This is a genomic window from Desulfomicrobium macestii, from assembly GCF_014873765.1.
Taxonomy (GTDB): domain Bacteria; phylum Desulfobacterota; class Desulfovibrionia; order Desulfovibrionales; family Desulfomicrobiaceae; genus Desulfomicrobium; species Desulfomicrobium macestii.
The window spans coordinates 63150-89746 of sequence record NZ_JADBGG010000005.1 but is presented as its reverse complement, the minus strand read 5'-3'; the positions used below and the strand labels follow the sequence as shown (position 1 = coordinate 89746).

30 protein-coding genes and 1 tRNA gene are annotated in these 26597 nt (G+C 63.0%); 10 read left to right on the top strand and 21 right to left on the bottom strand.

Annotated elements, in window-relative coordinates:
* Nucleotides 1–19 precede the first annotated feature (19 nt).
* The 14 genes from H4684_RS04905 to H4684_RS04840 form a co-directional block, all read right to left on the bottom strand.
* Nucleotides 20–805: a tetratricopeptide repeat protein gene (locus tag H4684_RS04905; RefSeq protein ID WP_192623023.1), complete on the bottom strand. Its 786-nt coding sequence runs from the start codon at nucleotides 803–805 to the stop codon at nucleotides 20–22.
* An 18-nt stretch (nucleotides 806–823) separates the two neighbouring features.
* Nucleotides 824–1537, bottom strand: a complete 714-nt coding sequence (pyrF, locus tag H4684_RS04900) for an orotidine-5'-phosphate decarboxylase (protein ID WP_092190882.1) — start codon at nucleotides 1535–1537, stop codon at nucleotides 824–826.
* Complete coding sequence (gmk, locus tag H4684_RS04895; protein WP_192623022.1) at nucleotides 1534–2181, bottom strand: guanylate kinase; 648 nt, start codon at nucleotides 2179–2181, stop codon at nucleotides 1534–1536. Before gmk ends, pyrF begins: the two co-directional genes overlap by 4 nt.
* Nucleotides 2174–2431, bottom strand: coding sequence for a DUF370 domain-containing protein (locus H4684_RS04890; RefSeq protein ID WP_028576869.1), 258 nt, complete (start codon nucleotides 2429–2431; stop codon nucleotides 2174–2176). Before H4684_RS04890 ends, gmk begins: the two co-directional genes overlap by 8 nt.
* Before the next feature lie 3 nt (nucleotides 2432–2434).
* Complete coding sequence (locus H4684_RS04885; RefSeq protein ID WP_192623021.1) at nucleotides 2435–3316, bottom strand: YicC/YloC family endoribonuclease; 882 nt, start codon at nucleotides 3314–3316, stop codon at nucleotides 2435–2437.
* Nucleotides 3301–3864 carry a DUF4416 family protein gene (locus H4684_RS04880; protein ID WP_092190403.1) on the bottom strand — a complete coding sequence of 188 codons (564 nt, stop codon included), beginning with the start codon at nucleotides 3862–3864 and terminating at the stop codon, nucleotides 3301–3303. The genes H4684_RS04885 and H4684_RS04880 overlap by 16 nt, the downstream gene beginning before the upstream one ends.
* Entirely contained in the window at nucleotides 3861–5150 is a 1290-nt protein-coding gene (locus tag H4684_RS04875) for a MiaB/RimO family radical SAM methylthiotransferase (RefSeq protein ID WP_192623020.1), read from the bottom strand. Before H4684_RS04875 ends, H4684_RS04880 begins: the two co-directional genes overlap by 4 nt.
* Nucleotides 5140–6183 carry a tRNA 2-thiouridine(34) synthase MnmA gene (gene mnmA / locus H4684_RS04870; RefSeq protein WP_192623019.1) on the bottom strand — a complete coding sequence of 348 codons (1044 nt, stop codon included), beginning with the start codon at nucleotides 6181–6183 and terminating at the stop codon, nucleotides 5140–5142. Before mnmA ends, H4684_RS04875 begins: the two co-directional genes overlap by 11 nt.
* A gap of 30 nt (nucleotides 6184–6213) precedes the next feature.
* Nucleotides 6214–7680 (bottom strand): Asp-tRNA(Asn)/Glu-tRNA(Gln) amidotransferase subunit GatA, encoded by a 1467-nt coding sequence (gene gatA, locus H4684_RS04865; RefSeq protein ID WP_192623018.1) that lies wholly within the window; start codon nucleotides 7678–7680, stop codon nucleotides 6214–6216.
* A 41-nt stretch (nucleotides 7681–7721) separates the two neighbouring features.
* Complete coding sequence (gatC, locus tag H4684_RS04860; protein WP_092190411.1) at nucleotides 7722–8006, bottom strand: Asp-tRNA(Asn)/Glu-tRNA(Gln) amidotransferase subunit GatC; 285 nt, start codon at nucleotides 8004–8006, stop codon at nucleotides 7722–7724.
* A 2-nt stretch (nucleotides 8007–8008) separates the two neighbouring features.
* Nucleotides 8009–9943: a type 1 periplasmic-binding domain-containing protein gene (locus tag H4684_RS04855; RefSeq protein WP_192623017.1), complete on the bottom strand. Its 1935-nt coding sequence runs from the start codon at nucleotides 9941–9943 to the stop codon at nucleotides 8009–8011.
* 136 nt (nucleotides 9944–10079) lie between these two features.
* On the bottom strand, nucleotides 10080–11987 hold the full coding sequence (dnaK, locus tag H4684_RS04850) for a molecular chaperone DnaK (protein ID WP_092190415.1): 1908 nt from the start codon (nucleotides 11985–11987) through the stop codon (nucleotides 10080–10082).
* Nucleotides 11988–12230: 243 nt separating this feature from the next.
* A complete protein-coding gene (gene gap / locus H4684_RS04845) occupies nucleotides 12231–13250 on the bottom strand; it encodes a type I glyceraldehyde-3-phosphate dehydrogenase (protein WP_192623016.1) in 1020 nt (339 codons plus the stop codon).
* Between the two features lie 10 nt (nucleotides 13251–13260).
* Nucleotides 13261–13821, bottom strand: a complete 561-nt coding sequence (locus H4684_RS04840; protein ID WP_092372970.1) for a GAF domain-containing protein — start codon at nucleotides 13819–13821, stop codon at nucleotides 13261–13263.
* Between the two features lie 190 nt (nucleotides 13822–14011).
* Here H4684_RS04840 and ndk point away from each other — a divergent pair, with 190 nt between their 5' ends.
* The 5 genes from ndk to H4684_RS04815 all read left to right on the top strand — a co-directional run bounded on the left by ndk (nucleotide 14012) and on the right by H4684_RS04815 (nucleotide 16842).
* Complete coding sequence (gene ndk / locus H4684_RS04835; RefSeq protein WP_192623015.1) at nucleotides 14012–14428, top strand: nucleoside-diphosphate kinase; 417 nt, start codon at nucleotides 14012–14014, stop codon at nucleotides 14426–14428.
* Entirely contained in the window at nucleotides 14428–15219 is a 792-nt protein-coding gene (gene proC / locus H4684_RS04830) for a pyrroline-5-carboxylate reductase (protein WP_092190423.1), read from the top strand. Before ndk ends, proC begins: the two co-directional genes overlap by 1 nt.
* A 23-nt stretch (nucleotides 15220–15242) precedes the next feature.
* Nucleotides 15243–15773, top strand: a complete 531-nt coding sequence (locus H4684_RS04825; protein WP_092190426.1) for a GNAT family N-acetyltransferase — start codon at nucleotides 15243–15245, stop codon at nucleotides 15771–15773.
* Nucleotides 15774–15841: 68 nt separating this feature from the next.
* Nucleotides 15842–15917 (top strand) — tRNA-Val (locus tag H4684_RS04820).
* Between the two features lie 61 nt (nucleotides 15918–15978).
* Complete coding sequence (locus H4684_RS04815; protein ID WP_192623014.1) at nucleotides 15979–16842, top strand: class I SAM-dependent methyltransferase; 864 nt, start codon at nucleotides 15979–15981, stop codon at nucleotides 16840–16842.
* Nucleotides 16843–16912: 70 nt separating this feature from the next.
* Here H4684_RS04815 and cbiB read toward each other — a convergent pair whose 3' ends face one another.
* Together cbiB and H4684_RS04805 are read right to left on the bottom strand one after the other, a co-directional pair.
* Complete coding sequence (gene cbiB, locus H4684_RS04810; RefSeq protein ID WP_192623013.1) at nucleotides 16913–17884, bottom strand: adenosylcobinamide-phosphate synthase CbiB; 972 nt, start codon at nucleotides 17882–17884, stop codon at nucleotides 16913–16915.
* A gap of 15 nt (nucleotides 17885–17899) precedes the next feature.
* A complete protein-coding gene (locus H4684_RS04805) occupies nucleotides 17900–18376 on the bottom strand; it encodes a tRNA (cytidine(34)-2'-O)-methyltransferase (RefSeq protein WP_092190432.1) in 477 nt (158 codons plus the stop codon).
* A 122-nt stretch (nucleotides 18377–18498) separates the two neighbouring features.
* Between H4684_RS04805 and rfbB the strand changes: the two genes are divergently transcribed.
* Genes rfbB through H4684_RS04780 form a run of 5 tightly spaced genes read left to right on the top strand, consistent with a single transcriptional unit; the run spans nucleotide 18499 to nucleotide 22363 of the window.
* On the top strand, nucleotides 18499–19524 hold the full coding sequence (gene rfbB, locus H4684_RS04800; protein ID WP_192623012.1) for a dTDP-glucose 4,6-dehydratase: 1026 nt from the start codon (nucleotides 18499–18501) through the stop codon (nucleotides 19522–19524).
* Complete coding sequence (rfbD, locus tag H4684_RS04795; protein ID WP_192623011.1) at nucleotides 19521–20384, top strand: dTDP-4-dehydrorhamnose reductase; 864 nt, start codon at nucleotides 19521–19523, stop codon at nucleotides 20382–20384. Before rfbB ends, rfbD begins: the two co-directional genes overlap by 4 nt.
* Nucleotides 20381–21397 (top strand): heat-inducible transcriptional repressor HrcA, encoded by a 1017-nt coding sequence (gene hrcA / locus H4684_RS04790; protein ID WP_192623010.1) that lies wholly within the window; start codon nucleotides 20381–20383, stop codon nucleotides 21395–21397. Before rfbD ends, hrcA begins: the two co-directional genes overlap by 4 nt.
* A gap of 50 nt (nucleotides 21398–21447) precedes the next feature.
* Complete coding sequence (gene grpE / locus H4684_RS04785) at nucleotides 21448–21993, top strand: nucleotide exchange factor GrpE (RefSeq protein ID WP_092190884.1); 546 nt, start codon at nucleotides 21448–21450, stop codon at nucleotides 21991–21993.
* Between the two features lie 4 nt (nucleotides 21994–21997).
* A complete protein-coding gene (locus H4684_RS04780; RefSeq protein ID WP_192623009.1) occupies nucleotides 21998–22363 on the top strand; it encodes a CoA-binding protein in 366 nt (121 codons plus the stop codon).
* 44 nt (nucleotides 22364–22407) lie between these two features.
* Here H4684_RS04780 and H4684_RS04775 read toward each other — a convergent pair whose 3' ends face one another.
* The 5 genes from H4684_RS04775 to H4684_RS04755 form a co-directional block, all read right to left on the bottom strand.
* A complete protein-coding gene (locus tag H4684_RS04775) occupies nucleotides 22408–23295 on the bottom strand; it encodes a rhomboid family intramembrane serine protease (protein ID WP_192623008.1) in 888 nt (295 codons plus the stop codon).
* Entirely contained in the window at nucleotides 23296–24078 is a 783-nt protein-coding gene (locus H4684_RS04770; protein WP_192623007.1) for a YdcF family protein, read from the bottom strand.
* On the bottom strand, nucleotides 24075–25139 hold the full coding sequence (gene aroC / locus H4684_RS04765) for a chorismate synthase (protein ID WP_192623006.1): 1065 nt from the start codon (nucleotides 25137–25139) through the stop codon (nucleotides 24075–24077). Before aroC ends, H4684_RS04770 begins: the two co-directional genes overlap by 4 nt.
* 25 nt (nucleotides 25140–25164) lie before the next feature.
* A complete protein-coding gene (locus H4684_RS04760; protein ID WP_092190886.1) occupies nucleotides 25165–25770 on the bottom strand; it encodes a TrmH family RNA methyltransferase in 606 nt (201 codons plus the stop codon).
* Nucleotides 25771–25846: 76 nt separating this feature from the next.
* Nucleotides 25847–26593, bottom strand: a complete 747-nt coding sequence (locus H4684_RS04755) for a TlyA family RNA methyltransferase (RefSeq protein WP_092190448.1) — start codon at nucleotides 26591–26593, stop codon at nucleotides 25847–25849.
* Between the last annotated feature and the right edge of the window lie 4 nt (nucleotides 26594–26597).

The window sequence follows — 26597 nt, the reverse complement described above, 5'->3', positions numbered from 1 at the left end:
CGTGCGGCTTCGCAACGTGTTAGTCCGATACTTTTGCTTCCGCGGCGGAGATATCTTGCGGCAACAGATTGTTTTTCTTGAGATACGCTAGGAATTTCTTGGCAATTTCCAAATTGTTGTTGAGGCGCAGGGCCGTGCGCAGATGTTCGATGGTGCTTTGGATGTCGGCTTTTGCGAAGCAGGCCCGAGCCATGTTGTAGTGCAGATTCTCGTCGGCCGGGGAAAGTTCCAGGGCTTTGGAATAGTATTCGGTGGCCTGTTCGTACATTTCATTTTTGCGCAGGCTGATGCCGAAATCATTGAAGAGATGCTTGTGCTCGGCCTCGAAGGTCGCCTCCATCTTGATCAGACGCTGGAAGATATTGTCGGCTTTGCCTGTTTCCCCCCGGTCCAGATAGGTCAGACCCAGACCGAAATTGGCCCTGATGTTTTCTTCATCGACGCGCAGGGCGTTGCCGAATTCATATTCCGCGCTGTAGTTGTCGCCGTTGACCCGATGCCGCTCGGCCTTGGCGATGGTCTGGTTGAGTTTGCGGATGCTTGGATAAACCTTGCTTGAATAGAACTCGGGTTCGGGAGCGTACTGTTCCAGAAACTCTTCTTTCGGGATTTCCTGCTTGGGACCCGAGGGGACGTAGTTCGGATTCAGGGGTTGAATGGTGATCACGCCCTGGTCATCTTCCTCTGCAAACCAGTACATGGTTTGCGTGGTTTTGCGGACGGTCGCACCCGCACCGACCTTGGCAATTTTTTCGGAGGAAAAAACCCCCTTGATCCGTGCGCGTTGATTCTCGGTTTCCGACATGGGCGTCCCCCGCAGAAATTATGTTATTGTCTTCAAGTAGTCCCGAGCTGCCTGCACAGGGTTGTCCGACCGGGTGATCGGCCGGCCGACGACAAGGTAATCGCTGCCGTCAAGGGCTGCCTGAGCCGGCGTGCAGACACGGGACTGGTCTCCGGAGTCGGCATCGGGCAGGCGAATTCCGGGAGTGAGAAGCTGAAAATATGCTCCACATGCCTGACGTATAACACGAACTTCCCTGCCTGAACAGACCACGCCGTCGAGTTTCCAGTTTTGGGAGCTCCGGGCAAGATGAACGGTCAGATCACGCAGATCCTCATCGGTCGCCCCCGGGTTCCAGGCCAGATCTTTTGGTCCAAGGCTGGTCAAAAGCGTCACGGCCAGGATGCTGGGCGGTGTCTGTCCGGGCGCAAGGCCCTGATCCCGGCCTGCCGCCGCCGCTTCGCACATGGCGCGTCCGCCAAGGGCGTGGATGGTCAGCATGTCCGCGCCCATGCGCGTGGCCTGGGCCGTGGCCGCCTGCACGGTGTTGGGGATGTCCATGAACTTGAGATCAAGAAAAACCTTAAATCCCATATCCTTGAGCCGGGCGATCAGCTCCCGCCCTGCACTCAGGTACAGTTCCAGGCCGACCTTGACCCATGGCACGACGCCTTGCAGACGGGAAGCCAGGGACAGGGCCTGGGCCGTCTCGGGAAAGTCCAGGGCCACGACAAGGGCCGGTGAGGTTTTCATGAGATCCCCCATTGACGGATCAGGGCGGCTTGCCACGATTCCTGGTAGGCCGGTTTGGTTTTCTCGGCCACATAGATGGCGCGCAGCTGCTCGTAAGCCAGGTTCAGGTCGTCGTTCACGATCCAGTGGTCGAACCATTGGCTGTCCGCGATTTCGTCCCGGGCGGCGGCCAGGCGACGGATGATGGTGGCCTCGCTGTCCGTGCCCCGTCCGTTCAGGCGCGCCTCCAGGACTTCGCGTGACGGCGGGAAGACGAACACGTAGCAGCCCTGCCCCATGTTGCTCTTGATCTGGCGCGCGCCCTGCACGTCGATGTCGAAGATGACGTCGCGCCCGTTGGCCAGCAGGTCCATGGTGGTCTGCCTCGGGGTGCCGTAGAGGTTGCCGTGGACTTCGGCCCATTCGGCGAAAAATCCCTCGTCCCGGCGGCGTTCGAATTCATCGCGGGTCAAAAAATGATATTCCCGGCCGTCGAGCTCTCCCGGGCGGGGGGCGCGGGTGGTGCAGGACACGGAAAAGGTGAAGGCGCTGAATTCAGCGGTCAGGCGCCGGATGAGGGTGCTTTTCCCCGTGCCCGAAGGGGCGCTGATGACGAGCATCATGCCCACGTTGGTTTGTGGGGGATGGGTGCTTGCGCTATTCATCACTGCCTCCGGCGGTGAAGCGTTGACTGATTGTTTCGGGCTGGATGGCGGACAGGATGCAGTGGTTCGAATCGGTGATGATGAGCGAACGGGTTTTGCGGCCCTGCGTCGCGTCGATGAGCCGCCCGGCCTGTTTGGCCTCCTCCCGCAGGCGTCGCATGGGGGAGGAGGTCGGGCCGACGATGGCCACCACCCGGTTCATGACCACGGCGTTGCCGAAGCCGATGTTCAGGAGTTTTTTCTTTTCCACTGCCTACTCCAGATTCTGGATCTGCTCTCTGCATTTTTCGAGTTCGGCCTTGAAGGTCACCACCAGCTGGCTGATGCTCGTGTTCTGGCTCTTGTTGCCGCAGGTGTTGATTTCGCGGAAGCACTCCTGGACCATGAAGTCGAGCTTGCGGCCCACGGGTTCGGTCTGGTTGAAGTACCCGTCGATGCCCTTGAGATGAATCTCAAGGCGCGTCAGCTCCTCGGACACATCGACCCGGTCGGAGATGGTGGCCAGTTCCTGCAGCATGCGGTCCGGATCTATCTGGGCACCGCTGTCGAGGAGCAGCTTGGCGACCCGCTCCTGCAGCAGGGCGAATCGTTCCGACGCGGTCTGGGCCGCAAGGACGCGGATCTCCTCCACCAGCACGGTCAGGCGCGCAAAGCGCACGCGTAGATCTTCCTCCAGGGCCAGACCTTCCCGGACCCGCGCTTCGTCCCAATCTTCAAGAGCCTTTTTCAGGGTTCCGGTCAGGCTCTCGATGAGCTGCGGGTTGTCGATGCTGCCGGAGTCCTTCCACAGGGAGGGGATGTTCAGCAGCCGGTTCAGGTCCGGTGTGTGCGGGATCTGCATCGACGTGGCCAGGCGCTCAAGTTCCTGGAGCATGGAGGCCGCCATGGTCCTGTCCAGGCTCAGGGACTGCAATTCGGGGTTGTTGATCTTGAGTCCGAGAAAAAGCTCCACTCCGCCCCGGTTGGCGACAGCGCGAACCTCGTTCTCCCAGGTTTTCTGGTGGGCGTAGAGGGTGGGCGGAATCTTCCACTTCAGGTCCAGGTGGCGGTTGTTGAGACTGCGGATTTCCCAGGACAGGGTCCAACCTTCCTCCTGGGTTCCGGCGCGGCCGTAGCCGGTCATACTTTTGGGCATGGCGTATCCTCTGATGATGTTAAATGCTTGAGGGAGTCCCTGTACATGTCCCGAATGCGGGTCAGGTGCTTTTTGACCTCGGGCGCGGCGTAGTCCGGGAAGGTCCAGGGGAGGTCACACCAGTCTCCCTGTTGAAAGATGAGAGTCAGATCGGCCCAGATTCCCAATGACAGGTACACCCGGTGCGTGAAATTCTTGCCCGTGGCCAGAACCAGGCGTTCCTGGGTGATGTAGCCCGGATCGAGGTTGAAAAGCCTCCTGCCGTCATGCGCCCAGCGAGTCTCCAGCCTGTTCGTGCCCAGCTTGATTTCGGCCAGGCCGTCGAGGGGCAGGGGGCGTTCAAAGGACAGGATGTAACGGAAAATGGGCGTTCCCAGCTCCGAATCGTAATAGCTGGTCCGGTTGAAGGGGATGGGCTGCGACTCGTAATCGATGCGGCCCATGATCTCTTCAAGGCAGGGGCGAAGCTCCGGCCAGACCTCGTCACGGCGGGCGCTCAGCACAGACAGGAAGGCGCGGCCCGGCAAGGGTGGTGTCGGGATGCTCACGCTCCCTCCCGCTGCTCTCCGGCAAGCTTGGCCGTTAGTCCCGAAGAGGTCAATCCCGTCGGGACGACGCGCAAAAGCTCCCGGGCCCGGGAGGGCGCGTCGCTGACCGCGCACTCGACATAGAATTCGTTCATGCCCGTGCCGCCGTCTTCCAGGGCCACGTCCATGGCCGGGAGTTTGAGCAGTTCGAGCAGAAAATCAGCGCGTTTGAGGGACACCTCCCGGCGCAGGGCCTTGGCCCTCTCCCGGCGGATGTGACCGGGCACGGAGCCCTTGAAGTCCACGGCCGGGGTGCCCGGGCGCTCGGAATAGGGGAAGACGTGGGCGTAGGAGAGGGGCAGGCGCCGCACGACCTCAAGGGTTTCGTCCGCGTGCTCCCCGGTCTCGCCGGGAAAGCCCGCGATGAGGTCCGCGCCAAGGCCGAAGACCGGCCAGATTTCACGCAGGTCTCGCAGAAAATCGAATATCTGTTCCGTCCCGTAGTGCCCCCGGCCCATGCGTCTCAGCACTTCCCGGCTGCCGCTCTGCAGGGAGATGTGCAGGTGCGGAGTCATGAGGCGGCTTTGCGCCAGGGTGGAGAGCGCCTTGGCGTTCAGGTCCCCCGGTTCCAGGGAGCCCAGCCGCAGCCGGGCCCGGCCTGCCCAGCGGGGGGACAGGGCCTGGTCCACCGCGGTCAAGAGATCCCAGAAATCCTCTTTTGCGGGCAGATCCCGGCCGTAGTGGCGCAGGTTGATGCCGCACAGGGATATTTCGCGGATGCCGGAGTCAAGCAGGCGCGACGCTTCGCTTATGATCTCTTCGGCAGGGCGGCTGACGGAGCGCCCGCGCGTGGTGGGGATGATGCAGTAGGTGCAGCCGTGGGAACAGCCGTCCTGGACCTTGATCACGCCCCGGGCGCGGTTGTAGCCGGAGATGGCCAGCGCGGGAAAGGGGGCTTTTGTCTGGTTCGGGCTGCCAAGCAGGGTCTTGTCTTTCTGGGCGATGATCTCGTCGACGGCGTCCATGGCCAGGATGCGCTCCCGGTCGGCCTCCACGGCGCAGCCCGCCACGACAATCCACGGCTTGGGACTGGCCGAGGCAAGGCTCCGGACCAGCTTGGCCAGATCGAGCACCGCGCGTTCGGTCACGGCGCAGCTGTTGATGAGCACGATGTCGGCCAGGGACGGGTCGTCGGTTTCCATCAGTCCGTCCGCTACAAGGGCTTCGCGGATGGCCTGGGATTCGTACTGGTTGACCTTGCAGCCCTGGGTGGTCAGAAAAAATAGCTGTCCGGGTTCACGCCGCATGGATTGTCTCCTGGATCACGCCGCCGGCCAGGACCTGTCCTTTCGGCGAATACACGGCCGCCACCTGTCCGGGGGTGGGAATGGCTCGCGGCCCGGGGAAGGCGATGGTCATGCCTGATTGGTCCACGGTCACGTGCGCAGGTTCGGGGCGCTGGCGGTAGATGGTCTGCACGAGAACCTCATGGGGCCAGAGTTCGGGCGGCAGGAGCAGGTTGGGGATGCCCGTGCGGCAGCCGGACGACATGGCTTCTGCTTTGGGGCCGACGAGAAGCCGGTTGTGCGCGAAGTCCTTGCCCGTCACGTAGAGGGGTTCGCTGTAGGCGATGCCGAGCCCCTTGCGCTGCCCGAGGGTGTGGTTCCAGAGGCCCGCGTGGCGGCCCAGGACCGTGCCGTCGGCCAGCGTGATGGGGCCGGGCCCGCCGAGCCGGACGTTTCTTTCCCGCAGAAAGTCCCTGTAATCAGTGGGAATGAAGCACACCTCCTGGCTTTCCCGTCCGGCCGGGGGATTCATGTCGCGCTCGGCCAGGGCCAGGCGCACGGCGTTCTTGGTCCAGCCGGACAGTGGGAAGAGGACGTGTTCGAAGCGCTTCCGGGGCACCCTGGACAGGAAATAGCTCTGATCCTTGTCCGCATCGAGTCCCCTGTACAGGGCCGGGCCCTGCGGGGTGTGCAGCAGGCGGGCATAGTGGCCCGTAGCCAGCCGATCCGCGCCCAGTTCCCGCGCCCTGTCCAGCAGCAGGCCGAATTTTATGGCCGGATTGCAGGTCGCGCAGGGGTTGGGGGTCAGCCCGGACTGATAGGCGCGAACAAAGGGGACGATGACCAGTTCCTCGAATTCGCGCCGCAGGTCCACCAGATGAAAGGGCACGGCAAGGGTGGCGCACAGATCGCGCAGCCGTTCGTGCAGGGCTTCGTCGTCCGCGCCCAGAAAACGGGCGTGCACTCCCATGACCTCGGCCCCGGTTTCCCGGAGCAGAAGCAGGCTCATGAGGGAATCGGCCCCTCCGCTCAGTGCGATCGCGGTTTTGTGCATGTAAAAAAAGGCCGGAAGATCCGGCCCGGGTTAAGCAAGTGGCGGTTCGGGCAGCTTTGGCAGATGCGTTTCCAGAGTCTGGGCCGCACTCAAAAGGCCAGCTTCTTCCATGTTGCCGGCGAAGAGTTGCAGGCCGACCGGCATGCCGGTGTCCTTCCCGAGCCCGACGGGCAGGGAGAGCCCCGGCAATCCGCTCAGGTTCAGGGAGATGGTGAAGATGTCCGTCAGGTACATCTGCAGCGGATCGGAGGTGTTTTCTCCGATGGCGAAGGCCGTGGTCGGACAGGCCGGACCGCAGATCAGGTCGCACTGGCCGAGAGCGTTCAGGAAATCCTGGCGGATCAGGCGCCGGACCTGGGCTGCCTTCCTGTAGTAGGCGTCGTAGTATCCGGCCGAGAGCACGTAGGTGCCGAGCATGATGCGGCGCATGACCTCTTCTCCGAAGCCTTCGGAGCGGGAGCGGGTGTACATGGTCGCAAGGTCCTGGGTCTGGCTGCTGCGGCGGCCGTAGCGCACCCCGTCGAAGCGAGCCAGGTTGGAGCTGGCTTCGGCCATGGCCAGGATGTAGTAGGTGGCGATGGCGTATTCGGTGTGCGGCAGCGACACGGGCACGATCTCGGCGCCCAGGGAGGCGGCCAGTTCGACGGCGCTTCGACAGGCCGCGTCCACCTCGGCCGAAAGGCCCTCGCCCCAGTACTGCTCGGGCAGTCCCAGGCGCAGGCCCTTCAGGGATTCGCCCTGGCCCATGGCTGCAAGATAGTCGGGCACCGGCGCGTTGACGCTGGTGGAGTCCTTGGGATCGTGACCGGCGATGACCTGCAGGATTTCCGCCGCATCGGCCACGGTGCGGGTCATGGGACCGGCCTGGTCCAGGGAGGAGCCGTAGGCGATGAGGCCGCGCCGCGAGACGCGCCCGTAGCTGGGTTTCAGGCCCACGATGCCGCAGAAGCTGGCGGGCTGGCGGATGGAGCCGCCCGTGTCCGTTCCGATGGAGGCGAAACATTGCCCCGCCGCCACGCTGGCCGCCGAGCCGCCGCTGGAGCCGCCCGGAACCCGTGACGTGTCCCAGGGATTCTTGGTGACCTTGAAGGCGGAATTCTCCGTGGACGAGCCCATGGCGAATTCGTCCATGTTGGCTTTGCCGAGGATGATGGCCCCGGCGTCTTTAAGTCTGGTCACGCAGTCGGCGTCGTAGACCGGAACGAAGTTTTCGAGAATCCTGGAGCCGCAGGTGGTGGGCATGCCCACGGTAGCCAGGACATCCTTTATGATGACGGGCACTCCCCACAGGGGCCTGGCTGCGTCCGGTCCTTTTTTGTCCATGGCTTCGGCCTGGCTCAGGGCTTCTTCCCCGGAGACGTGCAGGAGGGCTTCAAGCCGTGGCTCGGTCGCGGCGATGCGCTCCAGGCAGGAGGCGGTCGCCTCCTGGGCGGTGACTTCACCCGCGCGCAGGAGATCGCGGACCTCGGTCAGGGAATGATGGAAAAGCTGTGACATGAAAAATTTCCTCTTGGAGCTGTTCGGAAATGCGCCGCCGATCAGACGATGCGCGGCACGATGAAGTATTCGCCGTCGGTCTCGGGAGCGTTGCGCAGGATCTCGGTGCGTTCGAAATCCTTGCGGACTTCGTCCTCGCGCAGGAAGCCGGGCTGCTCGACGGGGGTGTACATGGGCTCGATGCTGCTGGTGTCCAGTTCGTTCAGCTTGTCCATGTAGCCAAGAATGTCATCCATCTGGACGCTGAGGCCGGCGGCCTGCTCGGGGCTGATTTCGAGCCGGGACAGGGTGGCGATGGCCAGGGCTTTTTCAGGGCTTATTTTCATGCTCATCCTTGCTGCTTCTTGTTTTGAAGTTGGATCCGGCGTTCTTCGCGGCGGATCTGCCTTTGCTCCCTGGCCTGACGAATCTTGTCCATGTCCGCCCGGATCATGCCCGAGCGTGTTGGCTGGAACAGGAACAGGTCCTGGGAAGCCTGGCCTGCGTCCCAATGCATGGGCGCCAGGGTCCAGGGCATGCGGCTGGCGGCTTCGGCCAGCGCCTGATTGAAGGCCGAGACGGAGCTTTGGCCTCCTCCGAGCAGGGCGGTGAAGCGCACGAAGTCGTATCCCAGTGCCGCCCACATGTCCGCCTCTTCCCCGCCGCTCTCTTCCATGCCGCGTTTCAGGCTCTGGGCGCTCTGCGAGGCAAGGTCCGTGCTCCAGGCTCCGGGAAAGAGCGTCAGATCGAAGTATTGCGTTTCCAGGTTGGACTCGTTCAGACTCTGCCCCCACAGTTGCGGTCCCAGGAAAATGAGCCGCGTCTCTTCGTAATAATGGAAGAGCGGGGCCAGCTGCTGCACGCGAAAAAGGGAATCGGGCAGGAAAACCGCCTGAAAGGGAGGTTCGGGATTCAGGGTGTCCTTGGCTCCGCTGGCGCCCAGAATGGCGGCCACTGCCTTGCCCCAGGTCGGCGGATTCTGGATGTCGTAGCCTCTGGTCGTGGCTATGCGCGCGCCCAGAATTCCGGCCTGCTCGCGAAAAATGTCCGCCATGGCCGTGCCGAACCGGTCCTGGGGGTGCAGGATCGCGTAGGACGTGATTCCCAGCTGCTCGCAGCCCCGGATGACGGCCCGGACCTGGTCGGCGGGGGTGCTGAAGAAACGCCAGGCCTCCTTGCCCTCGTCTTCGACGCTGGGCATAAAGGTCAGGAATCTGGATGTGCGGTGCAGGCCCGCCAGACGGATCTGGCCCCAGATTTCCTTGCGCAGCGGTCCGCCGATGATGGGCACGCCGCTCACGGCGCGCAGTTCCTCCAGAAAGGTCGGAGATTCGGTGTTGATGAGCTTGATCGCCGGAGCCTCGGTCTGGGCCCGGCTTTCGCGCCAGGCCGTGTCTGCTCCCTTGGCGATCTTCCAGCCTACCTGCGAGTAGGGGCCGGAAAGGGGCAGGAGCAGGACCAGACTCTGTCTGACCACGCCCATTTGCTGCTCCAGGGCACGCAGCTGGGCGGCAAAGAACTCCTTGTTGGCAAGACCTCCGCCGCGGACGATGGTGGACAGGCTGGGCCAGACGGCCGGCCAGTTGTCCCTGTCCTGCGTCAGAAGTTTCATGCTCCGCGCCCAGACCACCATGGACCAGGGATAGGCGCTCGGGTCGGCGTCCAGGGCGCCGGCCAGGATCTTGTGCAGCTCATCTGCCTGCAAGGATTCCGCCCGGCGCAGGGCGTCTGCTTCCAGCGCGCTCTTGGTTCCGTCGTCGGGAGCGGCCTTGTAGATAAAGCTCATGGTGTCAAAGGCCAGCCCGTATTCGGGGATGGCCCAGAAATGGTCGACAAGCTCCATCCCGGCCGCCTCGCGCGTGGTCCAGTCAAGGTCGGTGCGACCGGCGAGGTCGATGAGGTAGCCGACATAGGCGTCCTTGCCCTTGCGCGCCAGGAGAAGCTGGGCGTTGGCCTGGTTCCAGTCCCAGGAGGACGTGGCGGTTTTGTTTTCCGCCTGCCAGGCTTGCAGGTTCTTTTCCGCCAAATCGTATTCCCCGAGCTGCACCGCGCTGCCGACGGTATTGCGCCAGGCCTCGCTTCGGCCGGGATCGCCCACGCGGCTTGTCTCAAGATATTTGGTGTAGCGCTGGAGAGCTTTCTGCGGGTCCGCCGCCTTGTGTCCGGGCAGCCCGGAGGCGGGCTTTGCGCCTGGAGTGGAGTACACGATTTTCTTGGCGCAGGAGGCGGAGCCGAGAAGCAGGGCCAAGATGAGAATGCAGGAATAAAGTGGTCGGATTTTCATAAGGTATGGAGCCTGACACGGGTCTGACGGGGTGTCCCGGTTGAATAAAAAAAAGCCTGGCCCCGTCAAGGGCCAGGCGTGGAGTATAGGGACCGGCAAATTGCCGTGTCAAGCCAATGCTTGCCGTGCTTCGTACTTACTTTTTCACTTCCGTGTAGTCGGCGTCCACCACGTCTTCGTCGTCGTTTTTGGCGCCCCCGCCCTGTCCGGCGTCCTGCGGGCCTTCATGGGCTCCGGCGTCGGTCTTCTGGGCGTAGAGCTTTTCGGCCAGCTTGTGCGAGGCCTGGGCCAGTTCGTCCATGGATTTCTGGATGGCGTCGGTGTCTTCGCTCTGCAGGACGCTCTTCAGGGCCTCGGCCTTGCCTTCGATGTCCGCCTTCATGGCTGCGTCGATGTTCTCGCCCAGATCGCGGATGGATTTCTCCGTGGTGTAGATCAGGGTGTCGGCGCTGTTGCGGACTTCGATGAGCTTCTGCTTCTTCTTGTCCTCTTCGGCGTTGGCTTCAGCTTCCTTGACCAGACGCTCGATGTCGGCGTCGCTCAGGCCGCTACTGGCCGTGATGCGGATGGACTGTTCCTTGCCCGTGCCCAGATCCTTGGCCGAGACGTTGACGATGCCGTTGGCGTCGATGTCGAAGGTGACCTCGACCTGCGGCACACCGCGGGGAGCGGCCGGGATGCCGGTCAGCTCAAAGCGGCCCAGGGTCATGTTGTCGGAGCACATGGGACGCTCGCCCTGCAGCACGTGAATGGACACGGACGGCTGGTTGTCGGCGGCCGTGGTGAAGGTGTTGCTCTTGCGGGTCGGGATGGTCGTGTTGCGGTCGATGAGCTTGGTGAACACGCCGCCCAGGGTCTCGATGCCCAGCGACAGCGGGGTCACGTCGAGGAGCAGCACGTCCTTCACGTCGCCGGCCAGGATGCCGCCCTGGATAGCCGCGCCCATGGCCACGACTTCATCGGGGTTCACGCTGCGGTTGGGCTCCTTGCCGAAGAATTCGCCGACCTTCTTCTGCACCAGCGGCATGCGGGTCATGCCGCCGACCAGGATGACTTCGTTGATGTCGCCGGTCTTGAGGCCCGCGTCGGCCAGGGCCTTGCGACAGGGCTCGATGGTGCGGCCTACCAGCGCTTCGCACAGGGATTCCAGCTTGGCGCGGGACAGCTTCATGGTCATGTGCTTGGGACCGTTCTGATCGGCGGTGATGAAGGGCAGGTTGATGTCCGTCTCCATGGAGGAGGACAGGTCCTTCTTGGCCTTTTCGGCGGCTTCCTTCAGACGCTGCAGGGCCATCTTGTCCTTGGACAGATCTATGCCGTTTTCCTTTTTGAACTCTGCCACCAGGTAGGTGATGATCTCGTGGTCGAAATCCTCGCCGCCCAGGAAGGTGTCGCCGTTGGTGGCGCGCACTTCGACCACGTTGTCACCCACTTCGAGGATGGAGATGTCGAACGTGCCGCCGCCGAGGTCGAACACGGCGATTTTCTCGTTGGCCTTCTTGTCGGAGCCGTAGGCCAGGGAGGCGGCGGTGGGCTCGTTGATGATGCGCTTCACTTCGAGGCCGGCGATGCGGCCGGCGTCCTTGGTGGCCTGACGCTGGGAGTCATTGAAATAGGCCGGGACGGTGATGACCGCTTCGGTCACGGTCTCGCCCAGGTAGGTTTCGGCGTCTTTTTTCAGGCGCTGCAGGATGAGCGCGGAGATTTCGGCCGGACTGTACTTCTTGTCTCCGATTTCCACGTAGGCGTCATTGTTGGCTCCGGCCACGATCTTGTAGGGGCTCTTGGCGATCCAGCTCTTGAGCTTGGGATCGTCGATCTGGCGGCCCATGAGACGCTTGACCGCGAAAATGGTCTTGTCGGAGTTGGTGACAGCCTGGCGCTTGGCGATCTCACCCACCAGACGATCCTGATCGGTGAACGCCACAATGGAAGGAGTCGTGCGCCCGCCTTCGGGATTAGTGATGCATTTGGCTTCCTTGCCTTCCATGACATAGACACAGCTGTTGGTCGTACCCAAATCTATTCCGATAATCTTACCCATTGTGGTCTCCTCTGCGGTATTTGAAATAATTATGTAAAAATCGGGCACAAATTAACGCCTAAAAATTGCTTGTAAAGGGCAGGGGCTGCATTTTTTTTGGACCGAAGGGTTCGCGGGCGTGAAAGGGCGCGCGTTCTGGAAGATGTTCAAGGGGGCGAAAGTGGGCGCGTGGGCGGCACGTGAAAAGGCTCCTGCCGCGCATTGCGGCAGGAGCCTTGATTTGGATCGTTCAGGCCGGATGGATCAAAGGCCTTTTTGCGCCATGAGATGAGCCAAGTCGGCCACGCGGCAGGAATAGCCCCACTCGTTGTCGTACCAGATCAGCACCTTGGCCAGGTTCCCGGCCTGGACCGTGGTGAAGTCCGCGTCCACCACGCCCGAATGCGGGTCGGCGATGAAGTCCGAGGAGACCAGGGCCTCTTCGGCGTAGCCGAGTATGCCCTTGAGTTCATTTTCGGAGGCTTCCTTGAAAGCGGCCTTAAGCTCCTCGGCCGTCGTGTCGCGTTCGAGCACGGCCACGAAATCCACCAGGGACACCGCAGGCACGGGCACGCGCACCGAATAGCCGTCAAAGCGCCCGGCCATCTCGGGGATGACCTTGGCCACGGCCTTGGCCGCGCCGGTCGAGGTCGGGATCATGTTGCAGGCGGCGGCCCTGGCCCGGCGCAGATCCTTGTGCGGCAGATCGAGGATGCGCTGGTCGTTGGTGTAGGCATGGACCGTGGTCAGCACGCCTTTGGCCACGCCGAATTTGGCATGCATGACCTTGACCGCAGGAGCCAGGCAGTTGGTCGTGCAGGAGGCGTTGGAGACGATGTGGTGGATGGCCGGATCGTACTTGTCCTCGTTCACGCCGATGACCACGGTCAGATCCTCGTCTTTGGAAGGCGCGGTGATGATGACCTTTTTGGCTCCGCTTTCAAGGTGCTGCCCTGCTGTGGGCCCGGTGCGGAAAATGCCCGTGGATTCGATGACGATGTCCACGCCGCACGACCTCCAGGGGATGAGCTTGGGATCGCGCTGGGCGAAGCTCTTCATCTCCCACTCGCCGCCCACCCGGATGGTGTCCGCGTCTGCCTCCACCGGAGCCGCGAAGTGCCCGTAGGAGGTGTCGTGACGGAGCAGGTGGGCGTTGGTCTGCGTGTCGAAGAGGTCGTTGATGGCCACGACTTCCAGGGTGTCGCGGTGGCGTTGCCAGATGGTCTTGAGCACCTGCCGGCCGATGCGTCCGAAGCCGTTTATTCCTATTCGTGTTTTTTCCATAAGGTGCTCCCTAGTCTTCAAAAACCTGGTAGTCGTAAGCGTTTATGAGTTCCATCTGGCGCTTCAATGTCTGGTGCATGCGCGCGTTTTCGATGGCGATGGCCGAAATGTTGGCGATGGCCTGCAAAAAGCCGATCTCTTCCTCGTCGAACTCGCGGCGCTCTCCCGTGTAGACCCGAAGCACTCCGATGGGGCGGCTGCCTTCAACGAAAAGCGGGGCCACCAGTACGGAAACCAGCCCTTCCTTGGCCGCTTCGTCGCCGTACTGAAAGCGCGGATCGGAGCCCGCGTCGGCAATCTGGACCACCTTGCCTGTGAAGGCCTCGCGGTCCAGGCCGCTCTTGGCCACCTCGACCACGCCCTTCTTGGCGTAGCGTTCGCTCAGGCCAAAATAGGCTGCGGGCTTCAGGACCTTGCCGCTGCGGTCGAGGAGCCTGATGAAGCATCCCTTGACGCCCATGGCCCGGGTCACCTGTTCCGCGATCCGGCTCAAGACCTCGCTCGGGTCGAGGCTCGAGTTCACTGTCCGGCTGACTTCGTAAATAATTTCATAGAGGCGTTTTTTACTCATGATTTCCTCCGTTCATGTCTGAAACTTCGCGAAAGCCATACATGACAAATGCGCAAGAGAACAACACCTTTTCGCTTGTGGATCAAAATTGCGAATTGAACGATCAAACAAGAGTGACTTTTTCCCGGCGTGTATTGAGTTTTCCACATGCAGAGGATACGAGGCCCCAAAATCTTTTACAGGAGTATTTATGGAACGCACCTTTTCCATCATCAAACCCGACGCCGTCGCCCGCAACCTTCAGGGCGAAATCATGGCCATGATCCAAGGCGCGGGTCTGCGCATCGTGGGCATGAAGATGATCCAGCTGACCAAGTCCCAGGCCGAAGGCTTCTACGCCGTGCACAGCGAGCGCCCCTTTTTCGGCAGTCTTGTCGAGTACATGTGCTCCGGCCCGTGCGTGGTCATGTGTCTTGAAGGCGAGAACGCCGTGCAGAAGTACCGCGACCTGATGGGCGCGACCAACAAGGACAACGCCGCCGAAGGCACCATCCGCAAGAAATACGCGCTGGACATCGAAAAGAACTCCTGCCACGGTTCCGACGGTCAGGATACCGCAGCGGTCGAAATCGCATACTTCTTCAACGCACTGGAGCTGGTGGGATAATGAACAGATTCGGGTTCATCGGGCTTGGGAACATGGGCGGGGCCATCGCCAGGGGTCTGGCCTCGGGCGGAGCTTTCGCCCTGCACGGATTTGATCCCAGCGAGGGCATGTGCCGCAGGAATGCGGACATCATGACCATCCATCCGACTGCCCTGGAGCTGGCCAGGAATTCGGACTATGTCCTGCTGGCCGTCAAGCCGCAGGTCATGCGTCCGGTGCTGACCGGCTTGGTCCCGGCCCTTGGACCCGAAACCTGTCTTGTCTCCATCGCCGCCGGGGTCACCCTGGACCAGCTGGTTGAATGGTCGGGAAGGAAATGTCCCGTGGTGCGCGTCATGCCCAACACTCCGGCCATGGTCGGCAAGGGCGTGTACGCCCTGTGCTTCGACCATGAACTCCTGAACGAGGACCGCAGGCAGGCCATGCTGGACGTTTTTTCCTCCATCGGCCAGGCCCACGTGCTGCCGGAAAAGCTCTTCGACGCCTATACCGGCCTCATCGGTTCCGGCCCCGCCTACGTCTACGCTTTCATGGAAGGCCTCATCGACGCCGGCGTCACCCTGGGGCTGACACGGGCCCAGGCCACCAGCATGGTCGCGGGGCTGGTCTCGGGGTCGGCGCTCATGGCCGAGGCCGAGGGCGCCCACCCGACGCTCTTGAAGGAAATGGTCACCTCGCCCGGCGGGACGACCATCGCGGGCCTCAACGCCCTGGACGAACACCGCTTCAAGTTCGCGATCGGCCGGGCGGTCCGGGCGGCCGCCGAGCGCAGCAAGGAACTTGCGGACTAGGGCGGCCACGAGCCGCCTTTTCTATGCCGTATTCATTCCGTAGCGCACGCATCCTCGCCCAGCCCGTGACCAGGGCCGAGACTCCGGAAATAGAGGCTGTCTATGCCGGAAACAGGGAGCTGCTGCTCCTTCTGGACCGCGAAAACGATCCTCCGGTCCTGGCCCGCCGCTTTGTCGAGCACCAGAACCTGCCGCCGCGCGGCTGTCCGTCCTCCCTGCACAATCTCATTCTGCGCGAACCCATGGACAGCGATGTCATCGGGCTCTTGAGCCTGTACACCGGATATCCCAAGGGCGATGTCGCCTATGTCGGCGAACTGTTTCTGAGCGCCGAATTTCAGGGCATCGGTCTGGGCCGGGAGGCTTATCTCAGCCTTGAGGCCATGCTGCGTCCGGGGCCCATGACTCGGGTGCGGGTGGGGGTGGGGCTCAAGAACTGGAATGCCCTGAGGTTCTGGATCAGGCTTGGTTTCATGCACGTGACCGGGATGAGCGGCGACCGTTTTTTCGGCCCCGGCAGACACGCTTTCCTGGAACTGCAGAAAAATCTGTGATCCCGGACGGATCAGTCGGCGGTAATATCTTGACATGACACGGGGGGCGGGGCTAAACGCAACTCCTCGGGCGATTAACTCAGCGGTGAGAGTGCCACCTTCACACGGTGGAAGTCACAGGTTCAAATCCTGTATCGCCCACCACCGACCGCACAAACCCTTTCAGGCACCCGCCCGGAAGGGTTTTTTCGCTTATGGAGCATCCATGCAGACACAGGACGATTACGAACTTCTCGACAGTGGAAATGGACAGAAACTGGAACGCTTCGGGCCCGTAATCCTGGCTCGCCCATGCGCCCAGGCCGTATGGGAGCCTTCACTGCCCGCGCTCTGGGAGTCCGCCAGCGCCACCTTCGACCGCAAGGACGGGCTCAACTGGCACGGCCGGGAACGCCTTCCCGAGGAATGGATCGTGACCGTGCGCGGGGTGCGCATGCGTCTTTCGACCACGGATTTCGGGCACCTCGGCATTTTTCCCGAGACGCTTGATCTGTGGGAGTGGATCGCCGACGCCGTGCGGCAGGGCGCTGCCGAGCGCAGGGAGGCGCCGCGTTTTCTGAACCTCTTCGCCTATTCCGGAGGCGCGACCCTGGCGGCGGCCCTGGCCGGGGCGCAGTGCTGCCACCTCGACGCGTCAAAGGGCATGGTCGAATGGGCGCGCGGCAACGCGGCCCTGAACGGTCTTCAGGATTCGGGGACCAGGTTCATCGTTGACGATGTCGGTGCCTTCCTGAAACGCGAGGTGCGGCGCGGACGCAAATACGATTGCGTTCTTCTCGACCCGCCTTCATTCGGGCGCGGCAAGCGCGGGGAACTCTACAAGGTCGAAAAAAACGTGCAGGAGACTCTTGATCTGGTGCGCCAGGTTTTGAGCGACGAGCCGCTTTTCGTCATCCTGACATCGCACACGCCGGGTTTTTCGCCCATCGTGCTCAGGAATCTGCTGGAGCAGACTTTTGGAAAAGGAAGGCTGGCGTGCGGAGAAATGCTTTTGCATGGCGCAGAGGAGGTTCTGGATCTGCCCAGCGGCACATGGGGACGATGGGAAGCAAAGCGCTCCGACATTTGAGATTTCAGTTTCGGGATTTGAAATCCGGTGGGTCAAGACCCCGGCTTTTGGTCACGGATCGCGGATCGCGTCAGCCCAGGTTCCACCAGCCAAGATAGCTGCCGGTGATGGTCAGGAACACGGTACACAGCAGGGCTGCGGGCAGCAGGGTGCGCAGCATGCCGCGAATGCGCGCCGGGGACCAGCTCACTCCGAGCGGCCCAAGGAAGGGCTTGTCCTTGATTTCCCCGAAGTAGCGGGTCGGACCGCCCATGCTCACTCCGGCCACGTGGGCGGCGGCGCTCATGGGCCAGCCCGCGTTGGGACTGTCCATGCTTCGGGCGTCCCGCGCGATGCGCTCCCAGGCGGCGGGGCGCAGCAGCAGCCACCCCGTGGCCCAGATGGAGATCGCGGCCAGGCGGGCGGGCAGCCAGGCCAGGATGTCGTCGGCCCGCGCCCCGGCCTTGCCGAGTTCCTCGAAGCGCTGCGTGCGGTAGCCCCACATGGAGTCCACGGTGCTCACGGCCTTGTAGGCCCACAGCGCGGCGGGACCCATGAAGCAGAGCCAGAAGAGGGGGGCCACGAAGCCGTCATTGAAGTTTTCGGCCAGGGTTTCGCCCAGGGCGCGGCAGACCTCGTCCTCGGTCATGTCTTCCGTGTCCCTGCTGACCAGTCCGGCCAGATGCGCGCGGGCCGCCGCCAGCCTCCCGCCTTCGAGCAGGGCCAGAACGGTGTTTGTTTCCCGCACCAGGCAGCCAAGGGCCAGGCCCGCATAGCCGAGATACAGGGCCAGGATTTCGCCGACCAGGGGCAGTCCGGTCAGCAGCCGGACCATCAGCGCGCAGCCCAGGGCCACGGCGGCGACGCTCAGTGCTCCGCCGATGCGCGGCCCGAGGAAAAAGGATTTTGCCCAGCCTTCGAGGCGTTCAAACAGCTTGCCGATGAGTCGCACCGGGTGCGGCCAGTCCCGAGGATCGCCGAAGAGCAGGTCCAGGGCCACGCAGCCCAGCAGAAAGACAAGCAGTGACAGGTTCAGCGGCAGATTGTAGAGCGTTTCGGGCATGCGCGTCTCCGGTGGTTACGGGGCGTCCGGCCGGTCCTCGCGCAGGTCCAGCTCCCCGGTCTGACGATAGGCCTCGTAAAGAAGCACGGCTGCGGCATTGGCCAGGTTGACGCTTCTGACCTCTCCCCAGATGGGGATGCGGATGATGTCCGTGGCGTCATGCAGGACTTCCGGGGGCAGGCCCCGGGTCTCGGGGCCGAGCACGATGATGTCGTCGGTCCTGAAGGAAAAACGGTGATAGGCCACTCCCTGGCGCGCGCTGGTGAAAACCAGCCGCCCCGGGTCCCGGCCCTCCAGGAAGGCGGCCCAGGACGGCCAGATGCGCTTGTCCACGTGGGGCCAGTAGTCAAGGCCCGCCCGCTTCAGGTACTTGTCGTCCAGGCTGAAGCCCAACGGCTCGATGAGATTCAGACGGGTGGTGGAGGCGGCGCAGAGCCGGGCGATGGTTCCGGTGTTGGGCGGGATTTCCGGCTCGTAAAGGGCGATTTGCATCTTGGAGTCTCTTTAAGTATTTTTCATGGCTGTCACGGTCGGTGCACTGACGCGCCGCCGACTCGTCATCCACTTGGCTTTCAAACCCGCTTCCGTCAAGAACCGCGAAGTCAGGAGAACACATGCATCTGCTCGTCACCGGAGGCTGCGGCTTCATCGGTTCCAATTTCATCCAGCACATGCTTGCCACGCACGACGATGTGGTCATCGTCAACCTCGACAAACTGACCTATGCGGGCAACCGCCGCAATCTGGCCGAGGAAGAGGCCCGGCACATGGGCCGCCGCTATCATTTCGTGCACGGCGACATCTGCGACCAGGAGCTCGTGCCGGAGCTCATGAAGCGCTTTGCCTTCGATGCGGTGCTCAATTTCGCGGCCGAGTCGCACGTGGACCGCTCCATAAGCGACCCCTTTCCCTTTGTCACGACCAACGTACTGGGCACGCAGAACCTGCTGGAGGCCGCAAGGCGGGCTGAAATTCCGCGCTTCGTGCACATTTCCACCGACGAAGTCTACGGCACTCTGGGACCCACCGGGCAGTTCACCGAGGACACCCCCCTGGCGCCCAACTCCCCGTACTCTGCGTCCAAGGCCTCCTCGGACCTTCTGGCCCGGGCCTATTTCCACACCTACGGGATGCCCGTCATGGTCACCCGCTGCTCCAACAACTACGGTCCCTACCAGTTTCCGGAAAAACTCATCCCCCTGGTCTATCTGAAGGCCTCCCGCAACGAGTCCATCCCCGTCTACGGCGACGGGCTGAACGTTCGGGACTGGATCTACGTCATGGATCACTGCCGGGGCGTGGAGGCCACGCTTTTCAAGGGCATGCCCGGCGCGGTGTACAATTTCGGGGGGGACGCCGAGCGGACGAATCTGGAAGTGGTGCGCCTCATACTGCGGCTGACGGGCAGGAGCGAGGAGCTCATCACCCATGTCACCGACCGGCCCGGCCATGATCGCCGTTACGCCATGGCTTTCGAGCGCTCCACGGCGGATCTGGGCTGGACCCCGCAACACTCGTTCGAGGACGGCATGGCCCGCACCCTGGCCTGGTACAAGGCCAACGAGGCCTGGCTTGACGAAGTGCAGAGCGGCGCCTATCGCCAGTTCATGGATGCATGGTACCAAACGAGGCAGGCATGAAGAGCGCGGTCGTGCTGGGCGGAAAGACCGGCCTGCTCGGGCAGGCGCTGTGTCTGGCCCTGTCCAGGCAGGGATGGACCGTGAATGCACCGGGGCGCGACGAGCTGAACCTGTTCGAGCGTCCGGCCGTGGAGGAATACCTGGCCCGGACCGGAGCCACGGTGCTTTTCAATACGGTGGCCTACACCAAGGTCGATCAGGCCGAGGACGAACCGGCCGAGGCTTCCAGACTGAACAGGCAGCTGCCGCTGGTTCTGGGCAAGGCCGTGCAGAACGCCGGGGTTTCCCTGGTCCACTACAGCACGGATTTCGTTTTCAACGGCAGAAAGACAAGTCCCTACACCCCCGGGGATCAGCCCGCGCCAGGTTCGGTCTACGGCCAGACCAAGCTGCTGGGCGAGCGGGAACTTTTGGCTCTTGATCTGCCGAATCTGCTCATCATCCGCACCTCGTGGCTTTTTGGACCGTGCAAGACCAATTTCGTGACCCGCATCCTGGAGTTGGCCGCGACGCGGCCGGAGCTTTCCGTGGTCCACGACCAGATCGGCAGCCCCTCCTACACCCCGGATCTGGCCGCCGGTTCGCTGGCGCTGCTGGACAAGGGCGCGACGGGCATCTTTCATCTGGCCAACGCGGGACAGGCAAGCTGGTGCGAACTGGCCACGGAGGCCGTCCGGGGGGCGGATCTGGCCTGTCGGATCAAGCCCATCCCTTCGTCCGAATACCCTCAGAAGGCCTGCCGTCCGGCGTATTCGGTCCTGGACCTGAGCGCCTTCACGGCCGTGACGGGCATTGCTCCGCGTCCGTGGGTGCAGGCCCTGCGCGAATTTCTTTTCTCCCGGGAAGATTGCCTGTCATGATCCTGAGCAAGCGCGAAACCGCAGTCCTCACCGCAGTGGTCGAGACCTATGTGGAGACCGCCCTGCCCGTGTCGTCCCAGGCTCTGGCCGTGGGCCTTGGACTGAGCCCCGCGTCGCTGCGGTCAACCATGGCCGCCCTGACCGAGAAAGGATATCTGCAACAGCCGCATACGTCCGCCGGGCGGGCTCCAACGGTTCCGGCTTTTCGCTATTATCTCGATGAGGTATTAAAGCTCGGGCCCCTGCCGCGCAGGGAACAGTCCCGCCTGCACGACCACATCCAGCCGGGTGCGGGGGATTTGCCCCAGGTCCTGCGTCGCGCCGTCCGGACCCTCTCGTCCCTGACCCGTCAGGTGTGCGTGATCATGGCTCCGCGTCAGGATCTGGCCCGCTGGCGGCAGATAGATTTCGTCCTCTTGCGGCCGGGCATGATCATGGCGGTGCTGGTCATGCAGGGCGGGCTGGTCAGCAATCGTCTGGTGCAGATGGACGAGAGCCTGAGCGCCGACGAGCTTGTGCGCTACGGGAATTACCTGAACAGCCTGTTCGAGGGGCGCACCACCTATGAGGTGCGCGGTGAGATCGAGCGTCAGCTGCACAACGTGCGCAAAACGCTGGATGCCTATCGCCGGGCCTGGGAGCTGGCCGCGCAAGCCCTGGCCGAGGAAGAACAGCCCGAGGTTTTCGTCGGTGGCGCGAGCCATCTCACGGATCAGCCCGAATTCACGGAGCTGGAGACCATCCAGGAGCTGTTGCGACTCATCGAGGAGCGTTCGCGCCTGCTTGAACTCCTGGACAAGACCTCGGCCAGCCAGTCCGTCTCGGTCAGCCTGTCCCAGGACATGCCCGGACTCGCGGGATGCTCGCTGGTGGCCTCTCCCTACAGCGCTTTTTCCACCAATCACGGAACGTTGGCAGTGCTTGGGCCGGTGCGCATGAACTACGCACGCATCATGCCCGTGGTTGACTTTGCCGCTCAAATACTTAGTCAGTGCCTCAAATCCCGCTTCTAAGGATATTCGTGAAGCGTTTTATCAAATATTTCAAGGATCAGGAGTTTTTCATGTCCAATAAGGAAAAAGAGGGCCAGAACCCGGAAGAAGTGCAGACCGAAATGCAGACCGAAGAAACGCCGGAGCTGACCCTGGAGGAGAAGTACGCCCAGGCCCTGGCCGACGTGGAGGAGCTCAAAAAAGACAACCTGCGCGTCCTGGCGGACAGTGAGAATTTCAAGAAGCGTTTGCTGCGCGAAAAGGAAGACTATTTCAAATTTGCCACCTCCGCCATCCTCGAGGAGATTATCCCGGTCATGGACAACCTCGACCTGGCCCTGGCCCACGGCAAGCAGACCGAGGCCTGCAAGGATCTGGTCACGGGCGTCGAGATGACCATGAACATTTTTCTCGACACGATGAAGAAGCATGGGCTGGAGCAGATCGCCGAAGTGGATGTGCCTTTCGATCCCGCGCGCCACGAGGCCTTGGGGCAGGTCGAGCGGGACGATGTCGGGGAAAACACGGTCTGTCAGATGCTGCAGAAGGGCTACATGCTCAAGGACAGACTGCTGCGTCCGGCCAAGGTCATGGTCAGCCGCAAGGCGGGAGCCTGAGGCCATGGCACAGATTGTCGCGGTGCTCGGAGCGAGCCACAAGCCGGAACGTTACTCGAACAAGGCCGTGCGCATGCTCAAGGAGCACGGGCATTCGGTCATCCCGGTCACGCCGGGTCGATCCGTCATCGAGGATCTGCCCGTCGTGTCCAGTCTGGACGCCATCGATCGCAAGGTGGACACCCTGACCCTTTATGTCGGGCCGGAGCGCAGCGCGCAGCTGCAGGATTCCATCCTGGCGCTAAGGCCCGGGCGTGTGATCCTCAATCCCGGCACGGAATCGGCGACCCTGGAGCAGGCCCTGACCGAAGCGGGCATTCCCTGGGAGCACGCCTGCACTCTGGTCATGCTCAGAACCGGACAGTTCTAGACGACACATCTCTGATCGGGGAGCCCCTGCGGCTCCTCGACCCCTCATCCCGCAAGCGCGCCGTTTTCCAGGGCCAAGGTCCAGGCCCAGACCGCAAGGGCCAGCCCCGCCGCGCCGCACACAGCCCCGACCCTCGCCTTCCATCCCGTTGCCCCGTGCCAGTCGCCGACCAGCAATCCAAAGGGCAGACCACAGCACATCCCGAAAAAATGCGCTCCCAGGTCCACGCGTTCCTCTCCCGCGCCAAGCATGGCCAGCAGGCTGAAACCGAAGCCCAGGGCCAGTAGAAGGACCTGTCCCCGTGAGCCGCGTTCGGCCCGGCCCGCACCTCCGGCCAGAACGCCGATCAGCCCGAATACGCCCGTGGACGCGCCCACGCTCAGGTGATCAGGCGCTTGCGCCCAGGCGTTCAGGGCGTTGCCGAGGCCACCCGAGAGCAAAAAGAGACCCCAGGTCAGACCCGATCCGATGCGGCGCGCCAGGAGCGAGGCGAGCACCGCCAACGCTCCGGCATTGGCCAGCAGGTGCCCGGCGTCGGCGTGCAGGAACAGGGCGGTCACGCAGCGCCACCACTGTCCTTCAAGGATGAGTCCGGCGTCGGCCCGGCCCGCGACATGCCACGAGATGCGCCTGCCGAGCCCCTGGGCGTCGAACCACATGGTCAGGCCCAGAAAGATGGCGATGACCAGCAGGCTGACCCAGGAGTTGTCGGGTAGGGGAGCCGGGCGGGATCTGGGCCGGTTTTCCTCTTCGTAGGCGATGATTTCCCGCACCGCGAGCGGCGCCAAGGCGGGCGCGACCAGCAGCGTTCCTTTATCGAAACGGTGCAGGAATCTTCGACTGGACAGGACCAGGGCCCAGGCGCGGATGGTGGCCTTGTCCGGGCTGTGCTTCGAGGTGGCCAGGGCCAGGGTGGGCAGGATGTCGATCACCTAGAAAACTGATATCTGCCCGCGCACGAAGGACCAGGCCAGACCCATGTATTCGTGCACGGCCATGTTGCAGGTTTTGATGTTGTCCGCGCCGGGCAGGAAATTCTCGGGCTCGCCCTTGTCACGGTAGCAGGTCGGAGCGGGGATGGGCTTTAGGCCCTGGTTTTCGAACAGCTTTACGGCGCGCAGCATGTGCGAGGCCGAAGTAACCAGCACAAAGGCGTCGGAACCGGCCAGGGCCCTTATGTGCATCGCTTCGTCGTGGGTGTCGAGGGCCTTGTCGGAGAGCATGATCCGGGCCGGGTCGAAGCCCAGGTCCACGGCTGCGGCGGCCATGACCTGTGCGCTTGACTGTTCGTCTTTGTATTTTCCGCCCGAAAGAACCAGGATGGAGCCCCGAAACCGGTTTGCCACCCGAATGCCTTCGGTGAGCCGGTACAGGGCCGCCTCTTCGAGCATGGACCCGGGGGACAGGCGCTTGTCCGTCCAATGCCCCGAGCCGAGCACGACCACCCATTTGACGGGCCTTCTGACGATTTCCGCGTTGGTCAGATCCAGGGGCGGGTGGGCGTCCTCAAGGGGACTGATCATGTATCCGGAGACGGAGTTGAGGGAAAAGGCGTAGAGCAGGAGCGCGCCCATGACAAAGGGGGCGATGGCGTCCTTGGAGCGGCGCAGCAGCACGTAGACCATGCCGAGGGCGAAAAGAATCAGACAGACCGACAGGGGCATGAAAAGCGTGCCCAGGGCTTTCTTGAGGATAAAGCCCGCGCCGACGCTCATGTGCCGCCCCCCATGCGCCGTTGCAGCAGAACCATGTCGGCCAGGACCAGCCGGACCATGGCCGAGAGCACCGGGACCACGCGCGGGATGGCGCAGATGTCGTGCCGTCCGCCGACGCGGATGGTCCGGGCTGCCCCGAAGCGGTCGCGGGTGTGTTGGTCGAGCGCGATGGACGGGATGGGTTTGATGGCGGCGCGCAGTACGATCTCCTGGCCGCTTGAGATCCCGGCCAGGATTCCACCGGCGTTGTTGGATGCAAAGCCCGTATCCAGCATGGCGTCGTTGTTTTCGCTGCCGCGCATGCGGCTGGCAGCGAAGCCGCTTCCGATCTCGATTCCCTTGACCGCGCCCACGCTCATGAGCGCGGCGGCCAGGCGGGCGTCGAGCTTGTCGAAGACCGGTTCGCCAAGTCCCGCGGGCACGCCCTGGGCGCGGATTTCGACGATGCCGCCCAGCGTGTCGCTTTGGGCCGCGACCTTTTTGACCAGTTCCTGCCAGCGCAGGACAGCATTGTCGTCAGCCGCGAAGAATTGGCGGTGTTCCGCACCTTTGATGTCCAGGCTCTCGGCCGCGATGCCGCCAAGTTCCACGGCGGCGGCCCGGACAGTGATCCCGAGCGGTTCCAGAAACGCCCCGGCCACGGCTCCACCCGCCACGCGCGAGACGGTCTCCCGGCCCGAGGAGCGGCCTCCGCCGCGATAGTCGCGCAGCCCGTACTTGGCCTCGTAGGTCATGTCTCCGTGACCCGGCCGGAAAACGTCTTTTATCTCGCCGTAGTCGCGGGAGCGCTGGTCCGTGTTCTCGATGGCGAAGCCGATGGACGTGCCTGTTGTGCGGCCCTCGAAGACGCCGGACAAGAGCCGGATGCGGTCCGGTTCGTTGCGGGCGGTGACGGCCAGGCCGCCCTGACCGGGTCTGCGCTTGTCGAGTTCCGTCTGGATGGCGGCCTCATTGAGGGCGATCCCGGCGGGACATCCGTCCACCACCCCGCCCAGGGCCGGGCCATGGGATTCGCCGAAGGTCGTCAGTTTGAAGATGCTGCCGAAAGTGTTTCCCGCCATCAGTTCTCCAGGGGCCCGGCCCCGGCTAGTAGTCTTTGCCGCGCTTGCACCAGTCGGCGTATACGTTTTCGAACTCTTCCTCGTCCAGGGGGCTTTGATCGTACATCCCTGCGGCCAGGCGCTGGCGCATGGCCTCGTAGAGGATGGTCGCGGCGGCCACGGACACGTTCAGGCTCTGAACCATGCCGAACATGGGGATGTAGATTTCGTCCGGCACATGAATCTTGACGTCGGGGTCCATGCCCCGGTGCTCGTTGCCGAGAATGATGGCCGTGGGTTTGGTGAAATCGATATCCATGATGGGCCTTGCCGTGGAGCTGAAGCCCGTGCCCACGATCTGCATGCCCCGGTCGCGCAGGCCCTGGATCATGGTTCCTGCTTCGCGGTGGCGGGTCAGGTCGATCCACTTCTTGGCGGAGCCGGATGAGCTGTTGGCCAGGGAAGGAAATTTTTCCTTGGTGTAATAGAGGTGCACGCCGAACACCCCGAAGGCGTCGCAACTGCGCAGGATGGCGGACACGTTGTGCGGGTCGTGGATATTGTTCAGTACCAGGGTCAGGTCGGGCTGGCGTTTGGCCAGTACGTTTCTGAGCTTGGTTTTGCGGTCTTCGGTCAGAAATCTGTCAGGCATGGGCTCGAATTTGGTTGAAGTGTTGACGATGAACGCGGTCTGTACCCGCATCGGCCTCTCTTGGCAAAGTCTGAGCTCAGCGCCGCAAATGGAGCAGGTATTCCTGGTTGCCCTTGGGGCCCTTGATCCCTGCCGCGACGGAGCCCAGGACGTGCAGTCCGAGCTCCTCCCGGGCGAATTCCCGTATTTCGTCCACGGCCCTGAGTTGCAATTCCTCCGAACGGACCACGCCCTTGACCGCATGCTCGGGGCCCAGCTCGAACTGCGGCTTGACCAGGGCCAGGATCTGTCCTTCGTCCTTCAGGAATTGCAGGCAGGGGGGCAGGATGAGCCGCAGGGAGATAAAGGAGCAGTCGGCCACCACCAGGTCCACTTTTTCGGGAAGGAGGTCGGCGGTGGCGTGACGCAGGTTGACCCGCTCCAGATTCACGACGCGCGGGTCCGTGACCAGCTTCCAGTGCAGCTGGGCGTGCCCAACGTCCACGGCGTAGACCCGCGCGGCCCCGAATTGCAGCAGGCAGTCCGTGAATCCGCCGGTGGAGGCCCCTGCGTCCAGGGCGACCATGCCGCTCACGTCCAGGGCGAAATGCTCAAGAGCCGTGAGCAGCTTGTAGCCGCCGCGCGACACGAAACGCTCCGCTTCCTTGAGCTCCAGCCGCGCATCGCGCGGAATCTGCTGCCCGGGCTTGGCCACGGGTGTCCGGGCCTCGCCCTGGAGCAGCAGAACCTGACCGGCCATGATCATCCGTTTGGCCTTCTCGCGGCTCTCGACCAGCCCCTGCTCGGCCAGGACCACGTCGGCCCGATCGACTTTCTTGGCCATCCCT